Here is an 18,137-nt window from a genome sequence, read left to right on the forward strand (position 1 = left end):
GCTCAGCGGGACGGCCCGGTGACGCGGTAGATGCCGATTTCGCCCAGCAGATTCGGCCATAGTCGACTGGCCCAGCCATGCCGGTGGTCGCGGTCCACTGCCAAGCGCTCGAGCACCCTGGCACCGCTTTCCTGGCACAGCCGCTCGAAGTCCTCGAACGTGCAGAAGTGAATGTTCGGCGTGTTGTACCAAGTGTAGGGGAGGAACTCCGACACCGGCATGCGGCCCTTGCTCGCCAGGTACCAGCGGCAACGCCAGTGGCCGAAATTGGGGAAGGTGATGATGCACTGGCGGCCGACGCGCAGCATTTCCTTCATCAGCTGGTCGGGGTAGTGCACGGCCTGCAACGCCTGGGTCATCACCACCATGTCGAAGCTGTCGCTGGCGAAGTTGCCCAGGCCCAGGTCGAGGTTCTGCTCGATGACATTGACGCCCTTGTCGATGCAGGCGGCGATGTTGTCCGGGTCGATCTCCAGTCCGTAGCCGCTGACCTGTTTGTGGTCGCGCAGCCAGGCCAGCAGCTCGCCGTTGCCGCAGCCGAGGTCGAGGACTCGGCTGCCGGCCGGGATCCAGTCTTGGATGATGTCCAGATCGGCGCGCATCTTCGTTCCTTATACGGCTATGCGGTTCATGTAACCGCGGAAGGCTTGCAGGTAGCGGGGATTGGGGATCAGGAACGCATCGTGGCCCTGCGGTGCATCGATCTCCAGGTAGCAGACGTTCTTGCGAGCGGCGAGCAGGGCATCGACGATTTCCCGCGAGCGCTCCGGCGAGAAACGCCAGTCGGTGGTGAAGGACATCACGCAGAAATCCGCCTTGGCGACCTCGAAAGTCTTGGCCAGATCATCATCCTTGGCCGCCGCCGGGTCGAAGTAGTCCAGCGCCTTGGTCATCAGCAGGTAGGTATTGGCGTCGAAGCGCCCGGAAAATTCCTCGCCCTGATAGCGCAGATAGCTTTCGACCTGAAACTCGACGCTGTTGAAGTCGTAGTTGAGCTTCTCGCTCTTCAGCCCACGGCCGAATTTGGTGCCCATGGCGTCATCGGACAGGTAGGTGATGTGGCCGACCATGCGCGCCAGCATCAGGCCGCGCTTGGGAATCACGCCCATCTCCTGGAAATGCCCGCCGTGGAACTCGGGGTCGGAGAGAATCGCCTGGCGCGCGACTTCGTTGAAGGCGATGTTCTGCGCCGACAGCTTGGGCGCCGAGGCGATGGCCAGGCAGTGACGCACGCGCTCGGGGTAGCTGATGGTCCATTGCAGCGCCTGCATGCCGCCCAGGCTGCCACCGACCACCGCTGCCCACTGGGCGATGCCGAGCCGATCGGCCAGGCGTGCCTGGCTGTGTACCCAGTCTTCCACGGTGACCACCGGGAAATCGGCGCCGTAGGGCTTGCCGCTGGCCGGGTTGGTGCTGCTCGGGCCCGTCGAGCCGTTGCAGCCGCCAAGATTGTTCAGGCTGACGACGAAGAAGCGATGGGTATCGATGGCCTTGCCCGGGCCGATACACGAATCCCACCAGCCGGGCTTGCGGTCGTCCTCGCTGTGATAGCCGGCGGCATGATGATGACCGGACAGCGCATGGCAGATCAGCACGGCGTTGCTGCGTGCGGCGTTCAGCTCACCATAGGTTTCGTAGATCAGCTGGTAATCGGCCAGCGTGCGGCCGCAGGCGAGTGTCAATGGCTCGGCAAAGTGCGCGATCTGCGGACTCACCAGGCCAACGGAATCGGCGGGAATTGCAGTGGGCATCGACCCTGGCTCTTGCTTGAAGAAGGCGGCAAAGTCTAAAGGTAAGCGCGCTGCAATTCATCCTGAAATGCAACGGCGGGCGGGTCGCTTGCCATTTCGACGCTTGCGCGGCGGAAATGGCAAGCGGATCAACTGCTCTGAACGCTGGCCAGGCTGACCACTTTGCCTTGGCGTCGCAGCGGTGCTGGCCGACGCAGTGCGCGCAGCATTTCCGCGGCTTGTGCCAGTTGTTGCTCCAGTTCGCCGCTGTAGCGGGTCAGCAGCTGCCCGCGCTGGCTGTTCTGTTGGCTTTCCTGGGCGAGGCTCTTGAGCCGCAGAATGTGTGTTTCCAGCTGCTGCTTGTGCTCCAGCGAAAACTGCAGCAGTGGCGTCAGCGCGTCGCCAGCCCATTGCTCGGCTTCCTGACGCAGCCGCTGGTGCATGCCGATGACTTCCTGCACCAGGGTGGCGAAGAAACGCCGGGTCAGCGTGCGCTGCTCGGTGAGCAGCGTCTTGAGCTGCAGACGGAACTGGTCGGCCTTGCCTTGCAGGCTGCGTAGCTCGCGCTGGTAGGGCAGCAGCTGGAACAGCGGTGGGTCGATGCCATTCAACGGGTTTTCTTCGCTGTGCCGGCGGTAGATCGCCGAAACCATCTTGTTGGCGCGCTCGGCCTCCTGTTCGAGGATGCCCAGGTCCTGCTCCACCGAGCGGAAGAAGTGCAGGATGGCCAGGTTGATGCCCAGCGTGGTCAGGCTACCGGTCAGGCTTCGCCGCAGTCGCGTCAGGTGTTCTTCAAGACGTTCTGCACGGATGGCTGCGCGCAGCAGCTCGCCCTGGCGTTGCAGTAGGCGCTGATTGGTCTTCAGGTCCAGCAGGCGCTTGTGATGACGATTGTGGTCATGCCGGGTGCGCGCGGTGAGTTCCAGCAGCATCTGCCCGCTGCCTTCCTGATGACTGGCCAGCACGTCGCGCTGTTCGATGACCTTTTCCAGACGTAGCTTGAGCGCGTGTTGGCTGTTCTGCACCAGCGCCAGCACCTGAAGCACCACCTGGTCTTCCAGCAAGCGCTCTTTCTGCGCCAGGATGCGCTGGCTGAGCAGCTGCTCCAGCTGCTCCAGTTGACTGCGTTCGAGCAGTACCTGGTCGCCGCGGATCTTCGCCATCAGCGCTTGCTTGGCCGACAGCGGCAGTACGTCGGCACAGTCGATGCCGAGCTGCTGTGCTGTGGTTGCGCGAATGTCTTCGATAGCCTTCTGGACGAAGGTTTCGCCGGCGACATCGTCCCAGAGCACATCAATCTTGTTGAGCACGGCGAACAGGCTGCTCTGGGTGTCTTCGTCAAGCTGACGGATATGCTGCTGCCAGATCTGCATATCGCTGGCGGTAACGCCGGTGTCGGCGGAGAGCAGGAAAATGATCGCCTGAGCGTTGGGCAGCATCGACAGGGTCAGTTCCGGTTCGCTGCCTAGCGCGTTCAGCCCGGGCGTGTCGAGAATGCGCAGGCCCTGGCGCAGCAGGGGATGATCGAAGTTGACCATGGCGTGCCGCCAGGCCGGCACCAGCACGGTGTCGGCGCTACCGGCGCTTTCCAGGCTGGCTGGGTCGAAACCCAGCTGGATCGCCTGCTCCACCGGCATGGCTTTGGTCAGCGCCACCTGGGCGAAGGCTTCAGCCATGCTTTCAGGGTCGTGCGGATCGAGTGGCAGGTTCAGCCAGAGGCGCGGTGTGCGCTTGAGCTGCGCGATGCTGGTGTCTTCCAGGCGCGACTCGATGGGCAGCAGGCGGATGTAGGAGCGTTCCGAACGCGGATCGAACAGCAGTTCGGTGGGGCACATGGTGGTGCGGCCCGCCCGCGAAGGCAGGATGCGCTGACCGTAGTTGGAGAAGAACAGGCTGTTGATCAGCTCGGTCTTGCCGCGCGAATACTCGCCGACGAACGCCAGGGTGATGTGATCGGTGCGTAACACCCGCAGCGCTCGCTCCAGGCGCGCTTCTACGGCCTCGCTGCTGAGCCGGTTGTGCGCCAGCCAACTGCGATAACGGGTGATCTCGCGAATGAGGTCGCGCTTCCAGGTGACGTAGGCGTCCACTTGTCGATCGAGGCGTTCCATGCTCATCCAACTCCTGGAAGTGTGTTCGGCGAATTATCGGACCCGTCGGTGCAAGGTCAATTCAATCGAAGCCTGGCGTGACCGAGCGGCCACGATCACGGCATGGACGGTCATGATCGGCTCAAGTTCGAGCCGATGTCCTCGTTCATACCCCGCAGCTGAGTACGAGACTGGATGGAAACAGCCGAGAAAGTGCAGTCTACGTACTGCCGTGCGGCATTCCGAGGCGCTTTTTGCTCCTCGGTGCCGCTTTGGCAGCAAAGCATGAACGGCGTCTCAGATAAGCATGCGCAGGATGTTGGGCATGTGGGTCATGGTGGCCAGGTTGTTCACCACCAGCATGTCCAGCAGCTTGATCGTCAGGAAAGCGAAGATCGGCGAGATATCCAGCCCGCCGAGGTTCGGCAGCAGGCGGCGGAACGGCGCCAGGACCGGTTCGCAGAGTTGGCTGACCAGCTGTGCTCCCGGGTTGTGGCTGCCGGGTGCTACCCAGGACAGGATGACGCTGATGATCAGCGCCCAGAAGAAGATGTTGAGGAACAGGCCGGTGATGCCGATCAGCGCCCAGACCAACAGCAGCAACGGATTGCCGGTGGTGCCGTAGGCGATCAGCAGAATCAGCGTCATCAGCACCATCTGCACGATCAGCGCCAGGATCAGCGAGGAAAGGTCCAGCGTGCCCATGCTCGGAATGATGCGGCGCATCGGCCGCAGCAGCGGATGGGTCGCCTTGACGATGAACTGGCTCAGCGGGTTGTAAAAGTCGGCGCGTACCAGTTGCAGGATGAAGCGCAGCAGCACGATCAGCAGGTAAAGGCTGCCCAAGGTCTGGATGACGAGGATCAGGGCTTGCGAGAGTTGGGACATGAATGCTCCTTATTGGCCCAGTTGTTCGGCCAGCTCGGCCGAGCGTTGTGCGGCGGCGTTTAGCGCCTGCTGCACCAGTCGCTCGAAGCCGCCGGCCTGGAAGGCTTTGATCGCCGCTTCGGTGGTTCCGTTCGGCGAGGTGACGCGACGCCGCAGTTCGGCGGCATCGACATCGCTTTCGCAAGCCATGCGCGCTGCGCCCAGCGCGGTTTGCATGGTCAGTTGCGCGGCGGTATCGCGGGGCAGCCCGAGCTGCTCGCCGGCGGCGGTCATCGCTTCGATCAGCAGGAAGAAATAGGCCGGGCCGCTACCGGAAACTGCCGTCACTGCGTCGATCAGGCGTTCCTCTTCGAGCCACAGCGCAATGCCGACGGCCGACAGCAGTTGCTCGGCCTGCTGCTTTTGCTCGGCGCTGACCTGGGCATTGGCGAAGAGGCCGCTTACTCCTTGGCGCAGCAATGCCGGGGTGTTCGGCATGCAGCGCACGATCGCCTGCGGACGCGGCCCCAGCCAGCGCTGCAAGCTGTCGCAGCTGATGCCAGCGGCGATCGAGACGATCAAGGGGGCGTGATCCAGATGGGGAACCAGATCGCGGCAGACGCTCTGCATGACCTGAGGTTTGACCGAAAGCACCACCACATCGGCGCCGGCCAGCGCGTCGGCGTTTTGCGCGAAGGTCTGGATGCCATGCTCGGCGCTGATCTTCGCGCGCTGCTCGGCGCCTGGATCGCTGGCGCGGATGGCTTCAGCGGCGACACCTTGGGCGCGCAGCCCGCCGATCAGGCTGGCGGCCATGTTGCCGGCGCCGATGAAGGCGATGCGGGGAGAGATCATAGCAATTCCTTTATTGAGGGCGCCCGTAATCACGAGCACCGAACAGTGCGGTACCGATGCGGACCCAGGTCGCGCCTTCGGCGATCGCCGCTTCGAGATCCTGGCTCATGCCCATGGACAGCGTATCCAGCGTCAGTGGCAGTTCATCGCGCAATGCGCGCAGGCGGGCGAAGGCGGCGCGCTGCTCGGCGGGGTCTTCGCTCGGTGCGGGAATGCACATCAGGCCACGCAGGCGCAGCTGCGGCATCGCGGCGACGGCCTGCGCCAGCTGTAGCAACTCTTCTGGCGCGCAGCCGGACTTGCTCGCCTCGCCGCTGACATTCACCTGCAGGCATATATTCAGCGGTGGTAGTTCGGCTGGACGTTGATCGGACAGGCGCTGGGCGATCTTCAGGCGATCCACCGAGTGCACCCAGTCGAAGCGCTCGGCGATGGATTTGGTCTTGTTCGACTGGATGGGACCGATGAAATGCCAGGCCAGCGACAGGTCGCTCAGCTCGGCCTGCTTGTCCAGCGCTTCCTGCAGATAGTTCTCGCCGAAATCGAGGATGCCGCCAGCCGCAGCTTCGCGAATGGCGGCGGCCGGCTGGGTCTTGCTCACTGCCAGCAGCCCGACCGTGGCCGGGTCGCGATCCACAGCTTGCGCCGCCTCACGGATGCGCGCTGCGACCTTTGCAATATTCTTCTCTATCGTGGACATTACTTGCGCCCGCCGCCTTGGGGTCTGCGCGGCATTCTACCTGCTTGCTTGTAATTGGGGAGTCCCATGGATATCACAGAACTGCTGGCCTTCAGTGCCAAGCAGGGTGCGTCGGATTTGCACCTTTCCGCCGGCCTGCCGCCGATGATCCGCGTCGATGGCGACGTGCGGCGCATCAACCTGCCGGCCATGGACCACAAGCAGGTGCATGCGCTGATCTACGACATCATGAACGACAAGCAGCGCAAGGATTTCGAGGAGTTCCTCGAAACCGACTTCTCCTTCGAAGTGCCGGGCGTGGCGCGCTTCCGGGTCAACGCCTTCAACCAGAACCGTGGTTCCGGCGCGGTGTTCCGGACCATTCCCTCCAAGGTGCTGACAATGGAAGACCTGGGAATGGGCGAGGTGTTCCGCAAGATCACCGATGTGCCGCGCGGGCTGGTACTGGTCACCGGGCCGACCGGTTCGGGCAAGTCGACCACTCTGGCGGCGATGCTCGATTACCTGAATAACACCAAGTATCACCACATCCTCACCATCGAAGACCCCATCGAATTCGTCCACGAGTCGAAGAAGTGCCTGGTCAACCAGCGTGAGGTCCATCGCGACACCCTGGGCTTCTCCGAGGCGCTGCGTTCGGCACTGCGTGAAGACCCGGACATCATTCTCGTCGGCGAAATGCGCGACCTGGAAACCATCCGCCTGGCGCTGACCGCTGCGGAAACCGGTCACCTGGTGTTCGGCACCCTGCACACCACCTCAGCGGCGAAGACCATCGACCGCGTGGTCGACGTGTTCCCGGCCGAAGAGAAGTCCATGGTCCGCTCGATGCTTTCCGAATCGCTGCAGGCGGTGATCTCGCAGACGCTGCTGAAGAAGGTCGGCGGCGGCCGTGTGGCGGCTCACGAGATCATGATCGGCACGCCGGCGATCCGTAACCTGATCCGCGAGGACAAGGTGGCGCAGATGTATTCCTCGATCCAGACCGGTGGCTCGCTGGGCATGCAGACCCTCGACTCATGCCTCAAGGGACTGCTCGCCAAAGGGCTTATCTCGCGAGACAGCGCGAAGGAAAAGGCCAAGCAGCCAGAGAACTTCTAAACGCCTGACAACCCCTGGCGCCGCCCGACGCGGCGCTTGCCACGATTGCGAGTAAAACGATGGAATTCGAGAAACTTCTGCGCCTGATGGTGGAAAAGGGCGGCTCCGATCTGTTCATCACGGCAGGCGTACCGCCTTCGATGAAGGTCAACGGCAAGATCATGCCGGTGAGCAAGACGGCGATGTCGCCGGAAATGACCCGCGAGACCGTGCACGGCGTGATGAACGAGCAGCAGCGCCGCGAGTTCACCGAGAACCACGAGAGCAACTTCGCCATCAGCGCCCGCGGTATCGGCCGTTTCCGGGTCAGCGCCTTCTACCAGCGCAACCTCGCCGGCATGGTGCTGCGGCGTATCGAAACCAACATTCCGACCATCGAAGAACTCAAGCTGCCGGACGTCCTCAAGAAGCTGTCGATGACCAAGCGCGGGCTGGTGCTGTTCGTCGGTGCCACCGGTACCGGCAAGTCGACCTCGCTGGCCTCGATGATCGGCTACCGCAACAAGAATTCCAGCGGGCACATCATCTCCATCGAAGACCCGATCGAATTCATCCACCAGCATCAGAGCTGCATCGTCACCCAGCGCGAGGTCGGTATCGACACCAGCTCGTTCGAGGTGGCCTTGAAGAACACCCTGCGCCAGGCGCCGGACGTGATCCTCATCGGCGAGATCCGCACCCGTGAAACCATGGACTACGCCGTAGCGTTCGCCGAAACCGGTCACCTGTGCCTGGCGACCCTGCACGCCAACAACGCCAACCAGGCGCTGGATCGCATCATCAACTTCTTCCCGCCTGACCGGCACAACCAGGTGTGGATGGATCTGTCGCTCAACCTCAAGGCCATCGTCGCCCAGCAGCTGGTGCCGACGCCTGACGGCAAGGGGCGCCGTGCGGTGATCGAGGTGCTGATCAATACGCCGCTGGCGGCCGATCTGATCCGCAAGGGCGAGGTGCATGAGCTCAAGTCGCTGATGAAGCGTTCCACCGAGCTGGGTATGCAGACCTTCGACCAGGCGCTGTACAACCTCTATGTGCAGGGCGAGATCACCTACGAAGATGCGTTGCTGCACGCCGATTCGGCCAACGACCTGCGGCTGCTGATCAAGCTGGGGTCGGAAACCGATGGCGAACATCTGACCAGCGTGTCGCAGGGCCTGAGCCTCGAGGTCAGCGACGACGATCCGGGCCGCAGCTTCCGCTAGTCGGCCGGTTTTGCCTCACGGCCGATGCGCTTTCCGCTTCTCGCGGCGACGCGCTCGGCCTGGCCGTCACGCTGCGCACCGGCCCGCGCGCGACTCATCAACTGCGGGATCAACATGCCTTCGGGCAGATTCTTCCAGAAACGCACTGGCAGGTTGCTCTCCAGTACGCCGCGGTTCAAGCGGGCCGGGTTGAAGGTGCTTTCGTAATATGCCTTCCATAGCTCGCCGCCCGGGTCCGCGGCGTTCTGCGCCAGCTGCCGCCACTGAGGTGGGCAGGGTCGGATGTAATACATCTCCTGGCCATCCCAGCAAACCGCTTCTTCCGGGGTCGCGATCAGCCAGCGGTTGCCACCCATCCGTTCGGCGAAATGCCCGGCCGCCCAGGGCAGTACGTCGTGCGCGGGCTCGAACCAGGCGACGTGCTGCGGTCCATCACTGGTCTGCAGTGGGCTGAAGCGCAGAAAGGCATGCAGATGATGGGCCTCACGGCGGACTGCCTTGATTCGACCATGTAGCTCGCTGCCATCGATGTCGCCGACCATTCGCGCACTTGAATCGCCTTGGGCGACCCGCCAAAGCACGCGATACAGCAGGCTCCAGCGCTGCTCGGTGCGATAGCGCGCCGCCATTTCGAGCTCGTCCAGCAGTTGCCTCGGGACGCGAATCCGCTGTCCGCATTCCGTTGACGGTGCAGGCGAAGGATCGTCGAACAACCCCGTCGATTCATCGTCGCTGGCCCAGTTCACTTCATGTGGTGCGACGTGGCTCTGCAGCAGCGTCCGAGCGCGACTTCGCCACTCCTGGAAGCTTCCATCGAAGCGCACCGTGAGCATTACCAGAGCGCCAGTTGTGCGGGCGTGTCGCGCAGGTGCTGGCGCAGCATGGCCGACTCCTGCCCTGCCAGGCTTGGCCGGTAATCCTGAGTGATGACGAAGGGTTTGGCTTTCTCGAGCGAGCAGCGTAGACGGGTCAGATCCTCGAAGCGGATGCGCTTCTGCCGGCGCAGATCCACCAGCCGTTTCGCGCTGAGCATGCCGATTCCGGGAATGCGCGCGATCATCGTCGGTTCGGCGCGGTTAAGATCCACTGGAAACTGGTCGCGATGGGCCAGCGCCCAGGCCAGCTTCGGATCGATATCCAGCGCGAGGTTGCCTGGGCCAGCGAGGAGTTCGCCGGCCTTGAAGCCGTAGCCCCGCATAAGGAAGTCGGCCTGATACAGCCGGTGCTCACGCATCAGCGGTGGTGCCGCGAAGGGCACGGTGTTGGGGCTGTGCGGAATCGGGCTGAAGGCCGAATAGTAGACCCGGCGCAGGCGATAGCTGCCGTACAGCGACTGGGCGGTGTGCAGGATGGTGCTGTCGTCGGTGTTGTCGGCGCCAACGATCATCTGCGTGCTCTGCCCGGCGGGTGCGAAGCGCGGCGCGCGCTTCTCCGCGCTGGCTTCGGTTTCGCCCTGGTGAATGGTGTGCATGGTCTGTTTGATGGTCAGCACCTGCTTTTCCGGTGCCAGGCGGATCAGGCTGGTTTCGGTTGGCAGCTCGATATTCACGCTGAGCCGATCGGCGTAGCGGCCGGCTTCGGCAATCAGCAGCGGGTCGGCGTCGGGAATGGTCTTGAGGTGGATGTAACCGCGAAACTCGTGCTCCTCACGCAGCAGCCTGGCAACCCGCACCAGCTGTTCCATGGTGTAGTCCGCCGAGCGGATGATGCCGGAGCTGAGGAACAGGCCGCTGATGCAGTTGCGCCGGTAGAAGTCGAGCGTCAGGCTGACCACTTCCTCGGGCGTGAAGCGCGCCCGCGGCACATCGCTGGAGCGGCGATTGACGCAGTATTGGCAGTCGTACAGGCAGAAGTTGGTCAGCAGGATCTTCAGCAGCGCCACGCAGCGCCCATCCGGCGTGAAGCTGTGACAGATGCCCATGCCATTGGTAGCGCCCAACCCGCTCTTGCCCTTCGAGCTGCGCTTCGGTGCGCCGCTACTGGCACAGGAGACGTCGTACTTGGCGGCGTCGGCAAGCACGCTGAGTTTGTCGATCAATTGCATGACGGTGACCGTGATACTGTTCGTATATACAGTATCACGTCGATGCATTGCATCAAGGGCCGTCTGGCGGGGCGGTTCAGGCGCATTATCGGATAAGCTGGACATCACTCATCAAGCGCACATCGAGGTTCGGATGCAGCAGAACACCCATAGCACGCTGATCGGCTATCTCCTGTGGATATTCGGTTTTCTCGGTTCCCATCGCTTCTACTACGGCAAACCCATCACCGGCACCATCTGGTTCTTCACCCTCGGCCTGTTTTTCGTCGGCTGGATCATCGACCTGTTTCTGATTCCATCGATGGATCGTGAAGCGGACATGCGCTTCCAGCCGGGGCCCATCGACTACACGGTCGGCTGGATACTGCTGACCTTTCTCGGTGTGTTCGGCGTACACCGCATGTATCAGGGCAAGTGGATCACGGGGATTATTTACCTGTTCACCGGCGGTTTGTTTTTCATCGGTGTGCTTTACGACTTCTGGACGCTGAATTCGCAGATATCCGAGCGCAACCTGGCGCGGAGCTGAAGGAGTAGGGCAGAAACTTCTGGCAGGCATGGACGTATCGATGTCCAGCCTGCACAGATCTGGCGCTTCAGCCTTCGAAGCTGACGTGGCCGTCGACGATGGTGTAGCGCACCGAGCCCGGCAGGCAGTGGCCCATGAACGGGCAATTGCGGCCTTTGGAATACCAGCGCTCGCCAACCAGGGTCGAGCTGTGTCGATCGAACAGCACCAGGTCGGCGGCCTGACCGGCCTGCAGCCTGCCGGCGGGCAGTTGCAGCGCGGCGGCGGGGCCGCTGGTCAGGCGCGCCAGCAGGGTCGGCAGGTCGAGCAGGCCGTCGTCCACCAATGTCAGTGCCAGTGGCAGCAGGATTTCGGCACTGCTGATACCCGGTTCGGTTTCGCCGAACGGGGCCAGCTTGGCGTCGGTTTCGTGTGGCTGGTGATGGCTGGAAATCGCCGAGATCACGCCGGCCTTGACCGCCTCGCGCAGACCATCGCGATCCGCTGCGCTGCGCAGTGGCGGCTGTACGTGATACAGGCTGGAGAATCCATGCAGCGCTTCGTCGGTGAGGATCAGCTGATACATCGCCACGTCGGCGGTTACCGGCAGGCCGCGAGCCTGTGCCTGAGCGATCATTTCCGCGCCACGGGCGCTGGTCAGCTGGGCGAAATGAGCGCGAACGCCGGACTTTTCCACCAGTAGCAGATTGCGCGCCAGCGCTACGGTCTCCGCGGTTTCGGGGATTCCCGACAGGCCGAGGAAACTGGCGGTGGCGCCTTCGTGGGCAAGCCCACCTTCGGCCAGGTCGCGGTCCTGAGAGTGGAAGATCACCGTCAGATCGAAGGTGGCGGCATATTCCAGGGCGCGGCGCAGGTTGCGATTGCTGGCAAATTCGGTGAGGCCGTTACCGAAAGCGACGCAGCCGGCTTCGCGCAACGCGACCAGTTCCGACAGCTGCTCGCCAGCCAGATTGCGCGTCAGCGCACCGATGGGAAATACCTTGGCGTGGCCCGACTCGCGGGCACGATCGAGGATCAGCTCGGTGACTGCCGCAGTGTCCAGGACCGGGCGCGTCTGCGGCGGGCAGCACAGGCTGGTGATGCCGCCGGCCGCTGCTGCGAGGGTCTCGCTGGCAATGCTGCCCTTGCGGCTGTAGCCAGGCTCGCGCAGCGCCACGGCGAGATCGACCAGGCCGGGTGCGGCGATCAGTCCCTGGCCATCGATCGTCCGTTGCGCTTCGAAACCAGCCGGGGCCTGGCCGATGGCGGCGATCTTGCCATGTTGCAGGAAAATATCGGCGACTTCGTCACGCCCGCTGACGGGGTCGATCACGCGCGCGCCGAGGATTCGAATTGCCACCATCACTGCTGCTCCTCGGATACGGATACGGATTCGGAATCGATCTGGCGCTGCGCAGTCTGCCCGCTCATTGCCATGGACAGCACTGCCATGCGGATGGCGATGCCGTAAGTGACCTGGTTGAGGATCACCGATTGCGGGCCGTCTGCCACCGCGGACTCGATTTCCACGCCGCGGTTGATCGGGCCAGGGTGCATGACGATGGCGTCGGGCTTGGCGAGCGCCAGGCGCTGAGTGTTCAGGCCATAGAGTTTGTAGAACTCGCCTTCGCTGGGCAGCAGGCCGCCCTGCATGCGCTCACGCTGCAGGCGCAGCATGATCACCACATCGACGTCACGCAGGCCTTCGTTCATGTCGGTGAACACGCGCACGCCGTACTGTTCGATGCCCTCGGGAAGCAGGGTTTTCGGTGCGATGACGCGGATATCCGGGCAGCCAAGCGTCTTCAGCGCCAGCATGTTCGAGCGCGCCACCCGCGAGTGCAGGATGTCGCCGACGATGGCGACCGAGATGTTCTCGAAGCTGCCTTTGTGCCGGCGGATGGTGAGCATGTCGAGCATGCCCTGGGTCGGGTGTGCATGGCGCCCGTCGCCGCCATTGATGACCGCGACCTGGGGGCTGACATGCTCGGCGATGAAGTGCGCGGCACCAGAATCGGCGTGGCGCACCACGAACATGTCCGCGGCCATGGCTTCCAGGTTGCGCAAGGTGTCGGTCAGGGTCTCGCCCTTGCTGGTGGAGGAGGTCGACACGTTCAACGTGATCACGTCTGCCGACAAGCGCTGGGCCGCCAGTTCGAAGGTCGTGCGGGTGCGTGTGGAGTTCTCGAAGAACACATTGCAGACCGTCTTGCCGCGCAACAGCGGAACCTTCTTCACGGCCCGAGCGCCGACTTCGAGGAATGAGTCCGCGGTGTCGAGGATCTCCGTTAGCAGCTCGCGGGGCAGGCCGTCGAGGGAGAGGAAGTGGCGCAGCTGGCCTTGGTCGTTCAGCTGTAGCGGGCGCTTGGCGTCGGTGGGCGTCATCGCAGGATCTCGGTGGTCGGCTAGAGATGGACTGTAGTGCGGAAGCTACCGACTCGCTCAGGAGGGGCTGGTTTCCGTCTGTTGCTCGAGGGCCAGGGGCTCCGGCCCGATCAGCTTGATGCGCTGCTCCGGCGCCAACGACAGAGTGGCGCCGACTACGTCTGGGCGAATCGGCAGTTCGCGGGCGTTCAGGTCGAGCAGGCAGACCAGCGTCACGCTGGCGGGGCGACCGTAATCGAACAGTTCGTTGAGCGCGGCTCGGATGGTGCGGCCGGTCATCAGCACATCGTCGATCAGAACCAGGTGCTGCCCTTCGATCTCGAATGGCAGTTCCGATGGCTGAACCTGGGGGTGCAAACCCTTCTGGGTGAAGTCATCGCGATAAAAGGAGACGTCGAGGATGCCGAGCGGTTCGTTCTGCGCTCGCGCCGCTAGGATCGCCTGGGCGACCCAGACGCCGCCGGTACGAATGCCGATGAAACGTGGCTCCTGGATGTCACGGTCGCTCAGGTACTGCTTCAGTGCGGCGACCATCTCGGGCAGCAGCTGTTCGGGGTTGGGCAGGATCATGAGATCTCCTTCAGGGTCCGGATCAGGCGGCGGGGTGATCGCTCAGCCAGCCTTCCAGTAGTAGAGCTGCGGCCAGGGCATCCACCGGGCGGTCGCGGTAGCCGCCATGCTGGCCTTGGCGCAGGCGCTCGCCTTTGGCTTCGAACGTGGTCAGGCGCTCGTCGTGGGTGTGTACCGGCAGGTTGAAGCGTCCATGGAGCCGGCGCGCAAACTTTTCGGCTCGGGCACTCATGTCGCTTGGCGTACCATCCATATTAAGGGGCAGGCCGACGACCAGCGCATCCGGCTGCCACTCACGCATCAAGGCCTCGATCTGCTGCCAGTCCGGCACGCCATTCTGCGCCTTGAGCACGCAGAGTTCGCGCGCCTGCCCGGTGATCATCTGGCCGACGGCAACGCCGATCTGTTTGGTGCCGTAATCGAAGCCGAGTAGCAATCGAGGCGCGCTCATGCGTGGCCGACCTGGGTGCTGAGCAGGCGCAGGTCGACGCCCAGCGATGCGGCCGCTGCGTTCAGGCGCTGGTCATAGGGCAGATCGAAGAGGATTTCCGTGCTCGCCGGGCAACTGAGCCAGGTGTTGTCAGCCAGTTCGGCCTCCAGCTGCCCGGCTTCCCAGCCGGCGTAGCCCAGGGCGATGAAATGCCGGGCGGGGCCTTGGCCATCGGCGATGGCGAACAGCACGTCCTGTGACGTGGACATGCCGAGCGGACCGAGCGCCAGCGTGGCCTGAAATTGCTGATCGGCAGAATGCAGGACGAAACCGCGGTCTGTCTGCACCGGGCCGCCGGAAAAGATCGGCAGGTTCTGGCACAGCGATGGAATCGGTTCGTCTGGGCGCAGCTGTTCCAGCACATCGGCCAGACTGAGTCCGTTCGGTCGATTGATGATCAGGCCCATGGCGCCCTCTGCGCCGTGCTCGATGAGGTAGATCAGCGTTTGGGCAAAGTTCGGATCGGCCATCTGCGGCATGGCGATCAGAAAGTGATGCTTGAGGTAACTGGGCGCGGTGCTTTTCATGCGCGCTAGCTTAAGCGTTGCTCTGCTTTCCGGCTACAGGTGCGACGGTTGGTCCAGCGATGGTCAGCGGCTGGAAAGCTTGTCGCCGCGCTCGAAGCGCCAGGTGCGAATGATCTCGACCTGATCGAATTTCTGCGCCAGTTCCCCGGTAAACGGCGCGAAGGGCGCGGCCAGACGCACGATTCGTAGCGCGGCTTCGTCGAGCACCGGCTGCCCGGAGGACTCGATCACGCGCAACTCTTGTACGGTGCCGTCACGGTTGATGGTCACCAGCATGCGCAGGCTGCCGTAGATCTGCTGGCGACGCGCTTCGTCCGGGTAGTTGAGATTGCCAATGCGCTCGACCTTCTTGCGCCATTCATCGCGATACCAGGCGCTGATATCGCGCATGGTGGCAGCGCTATTCTGCCGGCTGACCCTCGGCCGTTTGGCGTAGCGCTCGACGTCATGTGCCAGCTCAGCTTCGAGGCTGGCGATTTCGGCACTCAGCTGAGAGCTGTCGAACGCCGGAGCGGCCTGCGGCTCGGGCTGCGGCTGGGTCTGCTGCTTGGTATCAGCCTTGTCCGGCTGCCGGCTGCGGGTGGTGACGACTGTTTTCGCCGGTTCCGGTTGCGTGCTGCGCGGTGGTGCTGCCGGTGGCGTCACCTTGCGCACCTCGGTGTCCTGAAAAGGCGCCTGCTCGGTGGTCTTTGGCGACGCCTTGTGCTCCAGCGTGCCGCTGCCCTGCTGGTTGTCCTGAGCGAGAAAGTCTGCTTCCTTGGGCTTTTCCTCGCTCTTGAACGTTGACAGAGTGATTTCCAGCGTCTTGCTGATCTGTTTCGGTTCGGACAGCGTGAAGCCCAGGCCGAGAATAAGGGCCAGGTGCAATGCGGCAGCTAAAAAAAGCGTGAAGCCGAGCCGGTCCGCCGGGCGGACTCGGGTGGTTTCAGGCGCAGGTTGGCGGATAGCGGCGTTCATCGCAGGTCGGGTCGGCTCGAAGTGCCGCGCAGTCTGCCGGCTTTGAGCTGGGAGCCGCAAGCTCCAAGCTCAAAGCTGTTAGCTGGTTCAAGCTTGCAGCTTGCCCGCGATCGCGTCCATGAGGCGCTCGCCGATTCGGGTATCGAAGGCGTTGTCGATTTCGCGGATGCAGGTGGGGCTGGTGATGTTGATTTCGGTGAGGTAGTCGCCGATTACGTCCAGGCCGACAAACAGCAGGCCGCGCTTACGCAACTCCGGGCCGACGATTGCTGCGATCTCACGATCACGATCGGATAGCGGTTGTGCCACACCTCGGCCGCCCGCGGCGAGATTGCCACGCGTTTCACCCGCTGCGGGAATTCGTGCCAAGCAATACGGAATCGGCTCGCCGTCGATCATCAGGATGCGTTTGTCGCCGTCCTTGATAGCCGGGACGTAGCGCTGCGCCATGATCTGCCTGCTGCCGTGTTCGGTCAGCACTTCGAGAATGACGGACAGGTTGGGGTCGCCTTCGCGATGACGGAAGATCGAGGCACCGCCCATCTCGTCGAGGGGTTTGAGAATGATGTCACGGTGCTCGCGGGCGAACTCGCGGAGAATGTCCGAGCGCCGACTGACCAGTGTGGGAGGCGTGCATTGCGGAAATTGCGTGGCGAAAAATTTCTCGTTGCAGTCGCGCAGGCTCTGCGGGCGATTGACTACCAGCGTTCCGGCCTTTTCCGCCAGCTCCAGCAGATAGGTTGCGTAGATGTACTCGCTGTTGAAGGGCGGATCCTTGCGCATGAGGATCACGTCCAGGTCAGCTAGGGCTGCGTCGATTTCCTCATCCGTCTCGAACCAGTGCTGCGGGTCGTTGAATACCCGTAGCGGGCACATGCGTGCACGAGCCTGGTCGCCGAGCTGATAAAGGTCGCGTTGCTCCATATAGAACAGTGTCCAGCCGCGCGCCTGAGCCGCCAGCAGCATGGCCAGCGAGCTGTCCTTCTTGAAGGCGATCTGCGCGATAGGGTCCATGATGATCCCGACGCGAACGGTCATGAGGTGTTCTCCGGCAGTGGGCGGCAGCGGGCCGCCAGTGGCTCAAAATGTCGCTGCAGATTGGCCGTGGTTGTGCACTGGGTCAAGGAAAATCCGGATGCTTTTCCGGTTGATAGCGCGTGCATGAGGAGTGTGCTAAAAAGGTCCGGCGATTGGGTGCAGCCCATCGGTGGCAGGGCCTCCGGCGCACTGACATAACGATAAACTACGACTCACCGAGGCGATGGTAGGGCGAAATGGAACAGCACTCCGAGGGCTTGAAGGTCATGGTGATCGACGATTCGAAAACGATTCGTCGCACCGCTGAAACCCTGCTGAAGAAAGTAGGATGCGATGTGATCACCGCAGTTGACGGTTTCGATGCGCTCGCCAAGATTGCGGATACTCATCCCCGCATCATCTTCGTCGATATTATGATGCCCAGGCTGGACGGATATCAGACCTGCGCATTGATCAAGAACAACAGCTCCTTCAAGTCGACGCCAGTCATCATGCTGTCTTCCAAAGATGGCCTGTTCGACAAGGCGAAAGGGCGTATTGTCGGCTCCGATCAATACCTCACCAAGCCGTTCAGCAAAGAAGAGCTGCTCGGTGCGATCAAGGCTCATGTCCCTGACTTCGCGCCGGTGGAGCAAGCATCCTGAAGTTCGGCATTGTTTGCCGCTGAAGCCTTCCTATGGAGAAATCATGGCTCGCGTTCTGATTGTTGATGATTCGCCGACCGAAATGTACAAGCTCACCGCCATGCTGGAGAAGCACGGCCATGTGGTGCTGAAAGCCGAGAACGGTGCCGACGGCGTTGCGCTGGCGCGCCAGGAAAAACCGGACGCCGTGCTGATGGATATCGTCATGCCGGGGCTGAATGGTTTCCAGGCCACGCGTCAGCTGACCAAAGATTCTGAAACCAGTCACATTCCGGTGATCATCGTTACCACCAAGGATCAGGAAACCGATAAGGTCTGGGGCAAGCGCCAAGGGGCGAAGGATTACCTGACCAAGCCGGTGGACGAAGCCACATTGCTGAAAACCCTGAATGCCGTTCTGGCGGGCTGACGCCGGGGTAGCCAACA

Annotated in this window: 20 protein-coding genes; 5 read left to right on the forward strand and 15 right to left on the reverse strand. The window is 62.7% G+C overall.

Annotated features, from left to right (window positions below):
• Positions 1 to 2 precede the first annotated feature (2 nt).
• From metW to BHD08_RS01790, 6 genes are all read right to left on the reverse strand, one after another.
• Positions 3 to 602 (reverse strand): methionine biosynthesis protein MetW, encoded by a 600-nt coding sequence (gene metW, locus BHD08_RS01765; RefSeq protein ID WP_015275289.1) that lies wholly within the window; start codon positions 600 to 602, stop codon positions 3 to 5.
• Between the two features lie 9 nt (positions 603 to 611).
• Positions 612 to 1,751 carry a homoserine O-acetyltransferase gene (locus tag BHD08_RS01770; protein WP_125020609.1) on the reverse strand — a complete coding sequence of 380 codons (1,140 nt, stop codon included), beginning with the start codon at positions 1,749 to 1,751 and terminating at the stop codon, positions 612 to 614.
• 128 nt (positions 1,752 to 1,879) lie between these two features.
• On the reverse strand, positions 1,880 to 3,847 hold the full coding sequence (locus BHD08_RS01775) for a dynamin-like GTPase family protein (protein ID WP_125020610.1): 1,968 nt from the start codon (positions 3,845 to 3,847) through the stop codon (positions 1,880 to 1,882).
• A gap of 270 nt (positions 3,848 to 4,117) precedes the next feature.
• The gene (locus BHD08_RS01780; RefSeq protein ID WP_015275292.1) at positions 4,118 to 4,708 is read right to left on the reverse strand and encodes a YggT family protein; all 591 of its coding nucleotides are present in this window, start codon (positions 4,706 to 4,708) and stop codon (positions 4,118 to 4,120) included.
• A gap of 9 nt (positions 4,709 to 4,717) precedes the next feature.
• Positions 4,718 to 5,542, reverse strand: coding sequence for a pyrroline-5-carboxylate reductase (proC, locus tag BHD08_RS01785; RefSeq protein ID WP_015275293.1), 825 nt, complete (start codon positions 5,540 to 5,542; stop codon positions 4,718 to 4,720).
• 10 nt (positions 5,543 to 5,552) lie between these two features.
• A complete protein-coding gene (locus tag BHD08_RS01790) occupies positions 5,553 to 6,242 on the reverse strand; it encodes a YggS family pyridoxal phosphate-dependent enzyme (RefSeq protein ID WP_015275294.1) in 690 nt (229 codons plus the stop codon).
• Between the two features lie 66 nt (positions 6,243 to 6,308).
• Between BHD08_RS01790 and pilT the strand changes: the two genes are divergently transcribed.
• On the forward strand, positions 6,309 to 7,343 hold the full coding sequence (gene pilT / locus BHD08_RS01795) for a type IV pilus twitching motility protein PilT (protein ID WP_003303153.1): 1,035 nt from the start codon (positions 6,309 to 6,311) through the stop codon (positions 7,341 to 7,343).
• Positions 7,344 to 7,402: 59 nt separating this feature from the next.
• A complete protein-coding gene (locus BHD08_RS01800) occupies positions 7,403 to 8,548 on the forward strand; it encodes a PilT/PilU family type 4a pilus ATPase (protein ID WP_125020611.1) in 1,146 nt (381 codons plus the stop codon).
• Here the strand turns inward: BHD08_RS01800 and BHD08_RS01805 are convergent.
• Positions 8,545 to 9,381, reverse strand: coding sequence for a TIGR03915 family putative DNA repair protein (locus BHD08_RS01805; protein WP_125020612.1), 837 nt, complete (start codon positions 9,379 to 9,381; stop codon positions 8,545 to 8,547). The genes BHD08_RS01800 and BHD08_RS01805 overlap by 4 nt on opposite strands.
• Positions 9,381 to 10,592: a putative DNA modification/repair radical SAM protein gene (locus tag BHD08_RS01810; RefSeq protein WP_125020613.1), complete on the reverse strand. Its 1,212-nt coding sequence runs from the start codon at positions 10,590 to 10,592 to the stop codon at positions 9,381 to 9,383. Before BHD08_RS01810 ends, BHD08_RS01805 begins: the two co-directional genes overlap by 1 nt.
• Positions 10,593 to 10,725: 133 nt before the next feature.
• On the opposite strand from BHD08_RS01810, the gene BHD08_RS01815 reads away from it, so the two are divergent.
• Positions 10,726 to 11,121, forward strand: coding sequence for a TM2 domain-containing protein (locus tag BHD08_RS01815; protein WP_125020614.1), 396 nt, complete (start codon positions 10,726 to 10,728; stop codon positions 11,119 to 11,121).
• Positions 11,122 to 11,188: 67 nt separating this feature from the next.
• On the opposite strand, the gene BHD08_RS01820 is transcribed toward BHD08_RS01815, so the two are convergent.
• The 7 genes from BHD08_RS01820 to gshB form a co-directional block, all read right to left on the reverse strand.
• Positions 11,189 to 12,460, reverse strand: a complete 1,272-nt coding sequence (locus BHD08_RS01820) for a dihydroorotase (RefSeq protein WP_177412631.1) — start codon at positions 12,458 to 12,460, stop codon at positions 11,189 to 11,191.
• Positions 12,461 to 12,462: 2 nt separating this feature from the next.
• Positions 12,463 to 13,485, reverse strand: coding sequence for an aspartate carbamoyltransferase catalytic subunit (locus BHD08_RS01825; RefSeq protein ID WP_125020616.1), 1,023 nt, complete (start codon positions 13,483 to 13,485; stop codon positions 12,463 to 12,465).
• A gap of 57 nt (positions 13,486 to 13,542) precedes the next feature.
• Positions 13,543 to 14,055: a bifunctional pyr operon transcriptional regulator/uracil phosphoribosyltransferase PyrR gene (gene pyrR, locus BHD08_RS01830; protein ID WP_015275300.1), complete on the reverse strand. Its 513-nt coding sequence runs from the start codon at positions 14,053 to 14,055 to the stop codon at positions 13,543 to 13,545.
• Between the two features lie 22 nt (positions 14,056 to 14,077).
• The gene (ruvX, locus tag BHD08_RS01835; protein ID WP_015275301.1) at positions 14,078 to 14,506 is read right to left on the reverse strand and encodes a Holliday junction resolvase RuvX; all 429 of its coding nucleotides are present in this window, start codon (positions 14,504 to 14,506) and stop codon (positions 14,078 to 14,080) included.
• On the reverse strand, positions 14,503 to 15,072 hold the full coding sequence (locus BHD08_RS01840) for a YqgE/AlgH family protein (protein WP_125020617.1): 570 nt from the start codon (positions 15,070 to 15,072) through the stop codon (positions 14,503 to 14,505). Before BHD08_RS01840 ends, ruvX begins: the two co-directional genes overlap by 4 nt.
• Before the next feature lie 63 nt (positions 15,073 to 15,135).
• Positions 15,136 to 16,029, reverse strand: a complete 894-nt coding sequence (locus tag BHD08_RS01845) for an energy transducer TonB (RefSeq protein ID WP_125020618.1) — start codon at positions 16,027 to 16,029, stop codon at positions 15,136 to 15,138.
• Positions 16,030 to 16,116: 87 nt separating this feature from the next.
• Positions 16,117 to 17,067 carry a glutathione synthase gene (gene gshB, locus BHD08_RS01850; protein WP_125020619.1) on the reverse strand — a complete coding sequence of 317 codons (951 nt, stop codon included), beginning with the start codon at positions 17,065 to 17,067 and terminating at the stop codon, positions 16,117 to 16,119.
• A 236-nt stretch (positions 17,068 to 17,303) separates the two neighbouring features.
• Here gshB and pilG point away from each other — a divergent pair, with 236 nt between their 5' ends.
• Together pilG and pilH are read left to right on the forward strand one after the other, a co-directional pair.
• Positions 17,304 to 17,711 carry a twitching motility response regulator PilG gene (pilG, locus tag BHD08_RS01855; RefSeq protein WP_003282729.1) on the forward strand — a complete coding sequence of 136 codons (408 nt, stop codon included), beginning with the start codon at positions 17,304 to 17,306 and terminating at the stop codon, positions 17,709 to 17,711.
• A gap of 43 nt (positions 17,712 to 17,754) precedes the next feature.
• The gene (pilH, locus tag BHD08_RS01860) at positions 17,755 to 18,120 is read left to right on the forward strand and encodes a twitching motility response regulator PilH (protein WP_003297216.1); all 366 of its coding nucleotides are present in this window, start codon (positions 17,755 to 17,757) and stop codon (positions 18,118 to 18,120) included.
• Positions 18,121 to 18,137 lie beyond the last annotated feature (17 nt).

It is taken from the genome of Pseudomonas sp. SCT, from assembly GCF_003864275.1.
Lineage (GTDB): Bacteria > Pseudomonadota > Gammaproteobacteria > Pseudomonadales > Pseudomonadaceae > Stutzerimonas > Stutzerimonas stutzeri_AE.

Excerpts from the sequence above, each read along its gene's own strand:
- BHD08_RS01780 (WP_015275292.1), bottom strand. The coding sequence starts at position 4,708 with ATGTCCCAACTCTCGCAAGCCCTGATCCTCGTCATCCAGACCTTGGGC.
- gshB (WP_125020619.1), bottom strand. The coding sequence starts at position 17,067 with ATGACCGTTCGCGTCGGGATCATCATGGACCCTATCGCGCAGATCGCC.
- BHD08_RS01845 (WP_125020618.1), bottom strand. The coding sequence starts at position 16,029 with ATGAACGCCGCTATCCGCCAACCTGCGCCTGAAACCACCCGAGTCCGC.
- pilH (WP_003297216.1), top strand. The coding sequence starts at position 17,755 with ATGGCTCGCGTTCTGATTGTTGATGATTCGCCGACCGAAATGTACAAG.
- BHD08_RS01770 (WP_125020609.1), bottom strand. The coding sequence starts at position 1,751 with ATGCCCACTGCAATTCCCGCCGATTCCGTTGGCCTGGTGAGTCCGCAG.
- BHD08_RS01800 (WP_125020611.1), top strand. The coding sequence starts at position 7,403 with ATGGAATTCGAGAAACTTCTGCGCCTGATGGTGGAAAAGGGCGGCTCC.
- proC (WP_015275293.1), bottom strand. The coding sequence starts at position 5,542 with ATGATCTCTCCCCGCATCGCCTTCATCGGCGCCGGCAACATGGCCGCC.
- pilG (WP_003282729.1), top strand. The coding sequence starts at position 17,304 with ATGGAACAGCACTCCGAGGGCTTGAAGGTCATGGTGATCGACGATTCG.
- pilT (WP_003303153.1), top strand. The coding sequence starts at position 6,309 with ATGGATATCACAGAACTGCTGGCCTTCAGTGCCAAGCAGGGTGCGTCG.
- BHD08_RS01840 (WP_125020617.1), bottom strand. The coding sequence starts at position 15,072 with ATGAAAAGCACCGCGCCCAGTTACCTCAAGCATCACTTTCTGATCGCC.
- BHD08_RS01790 (WP_015275294.1), bottom strand. The coding sequence starts at position 6,242 with ATGTCCACGATAGAGAAGAATATTGCAAAGGTCGCAGCGCGCATCCGT.
- BHD08_RS01810 (WP_125020613.1), bottom strand. The coding sequence starts at position 10,592 with ATGCAATTGATCGACAAACTCAGCGTGCTTGCCGACGCCGCCAAGTAC.
- ruvX (WP_015275301.1), bottom strand. The coding sequence starts at position 14,506 with ATGAGCGCGCCTCGATTGCTACTCGGCTTCGATTACGGCACCAAACAG.
- BHD08_RS01825 (WP_125020616.1), bottom strand. The coding sequence starts at position 13,485 with ATGACGCCCACCGACGCCAAGCGCCCGCTACAGCTGAACGACCAAGGC.
- pyrR (WP_015275300.1), bottom strand. The coding sequence starts at position 14,055 with ATGATCCTGCCCAACCCCGAACAGCTGCTGCCCGAGATGGTCGCCGCA.
- BHD08_RS01805 (WP_125020612.1), bottom strand. The coding sequence starts at position 9,381 with ATGCTCACGGTGCGCTTCGATGGAAGCTTCCAGGAGTGGCGAAGTCGC.
- BHD08_RS01815 (WP_125020614.1), top strand. The coding sequence starts at position 10,726 with ATGCAGCAGAACACCCATAGCACGCTGATCGGCTATCTCCTGTGGATA.
- metW (WP_015275289.1), bottom strand. The coding sequence starts at position 602 with ATGCGCGCCGATCTGGACATCATCCAAGACTGGATCCCGGCCGGCAGC.
- BHD08_RS01775 (WP_125020610.1), bottom strand. The coding sequence starts at position 3,847 with ATGAGCATGGAACGCCTCGATCGACAAGTGGACGCCTACGTCACCTGG.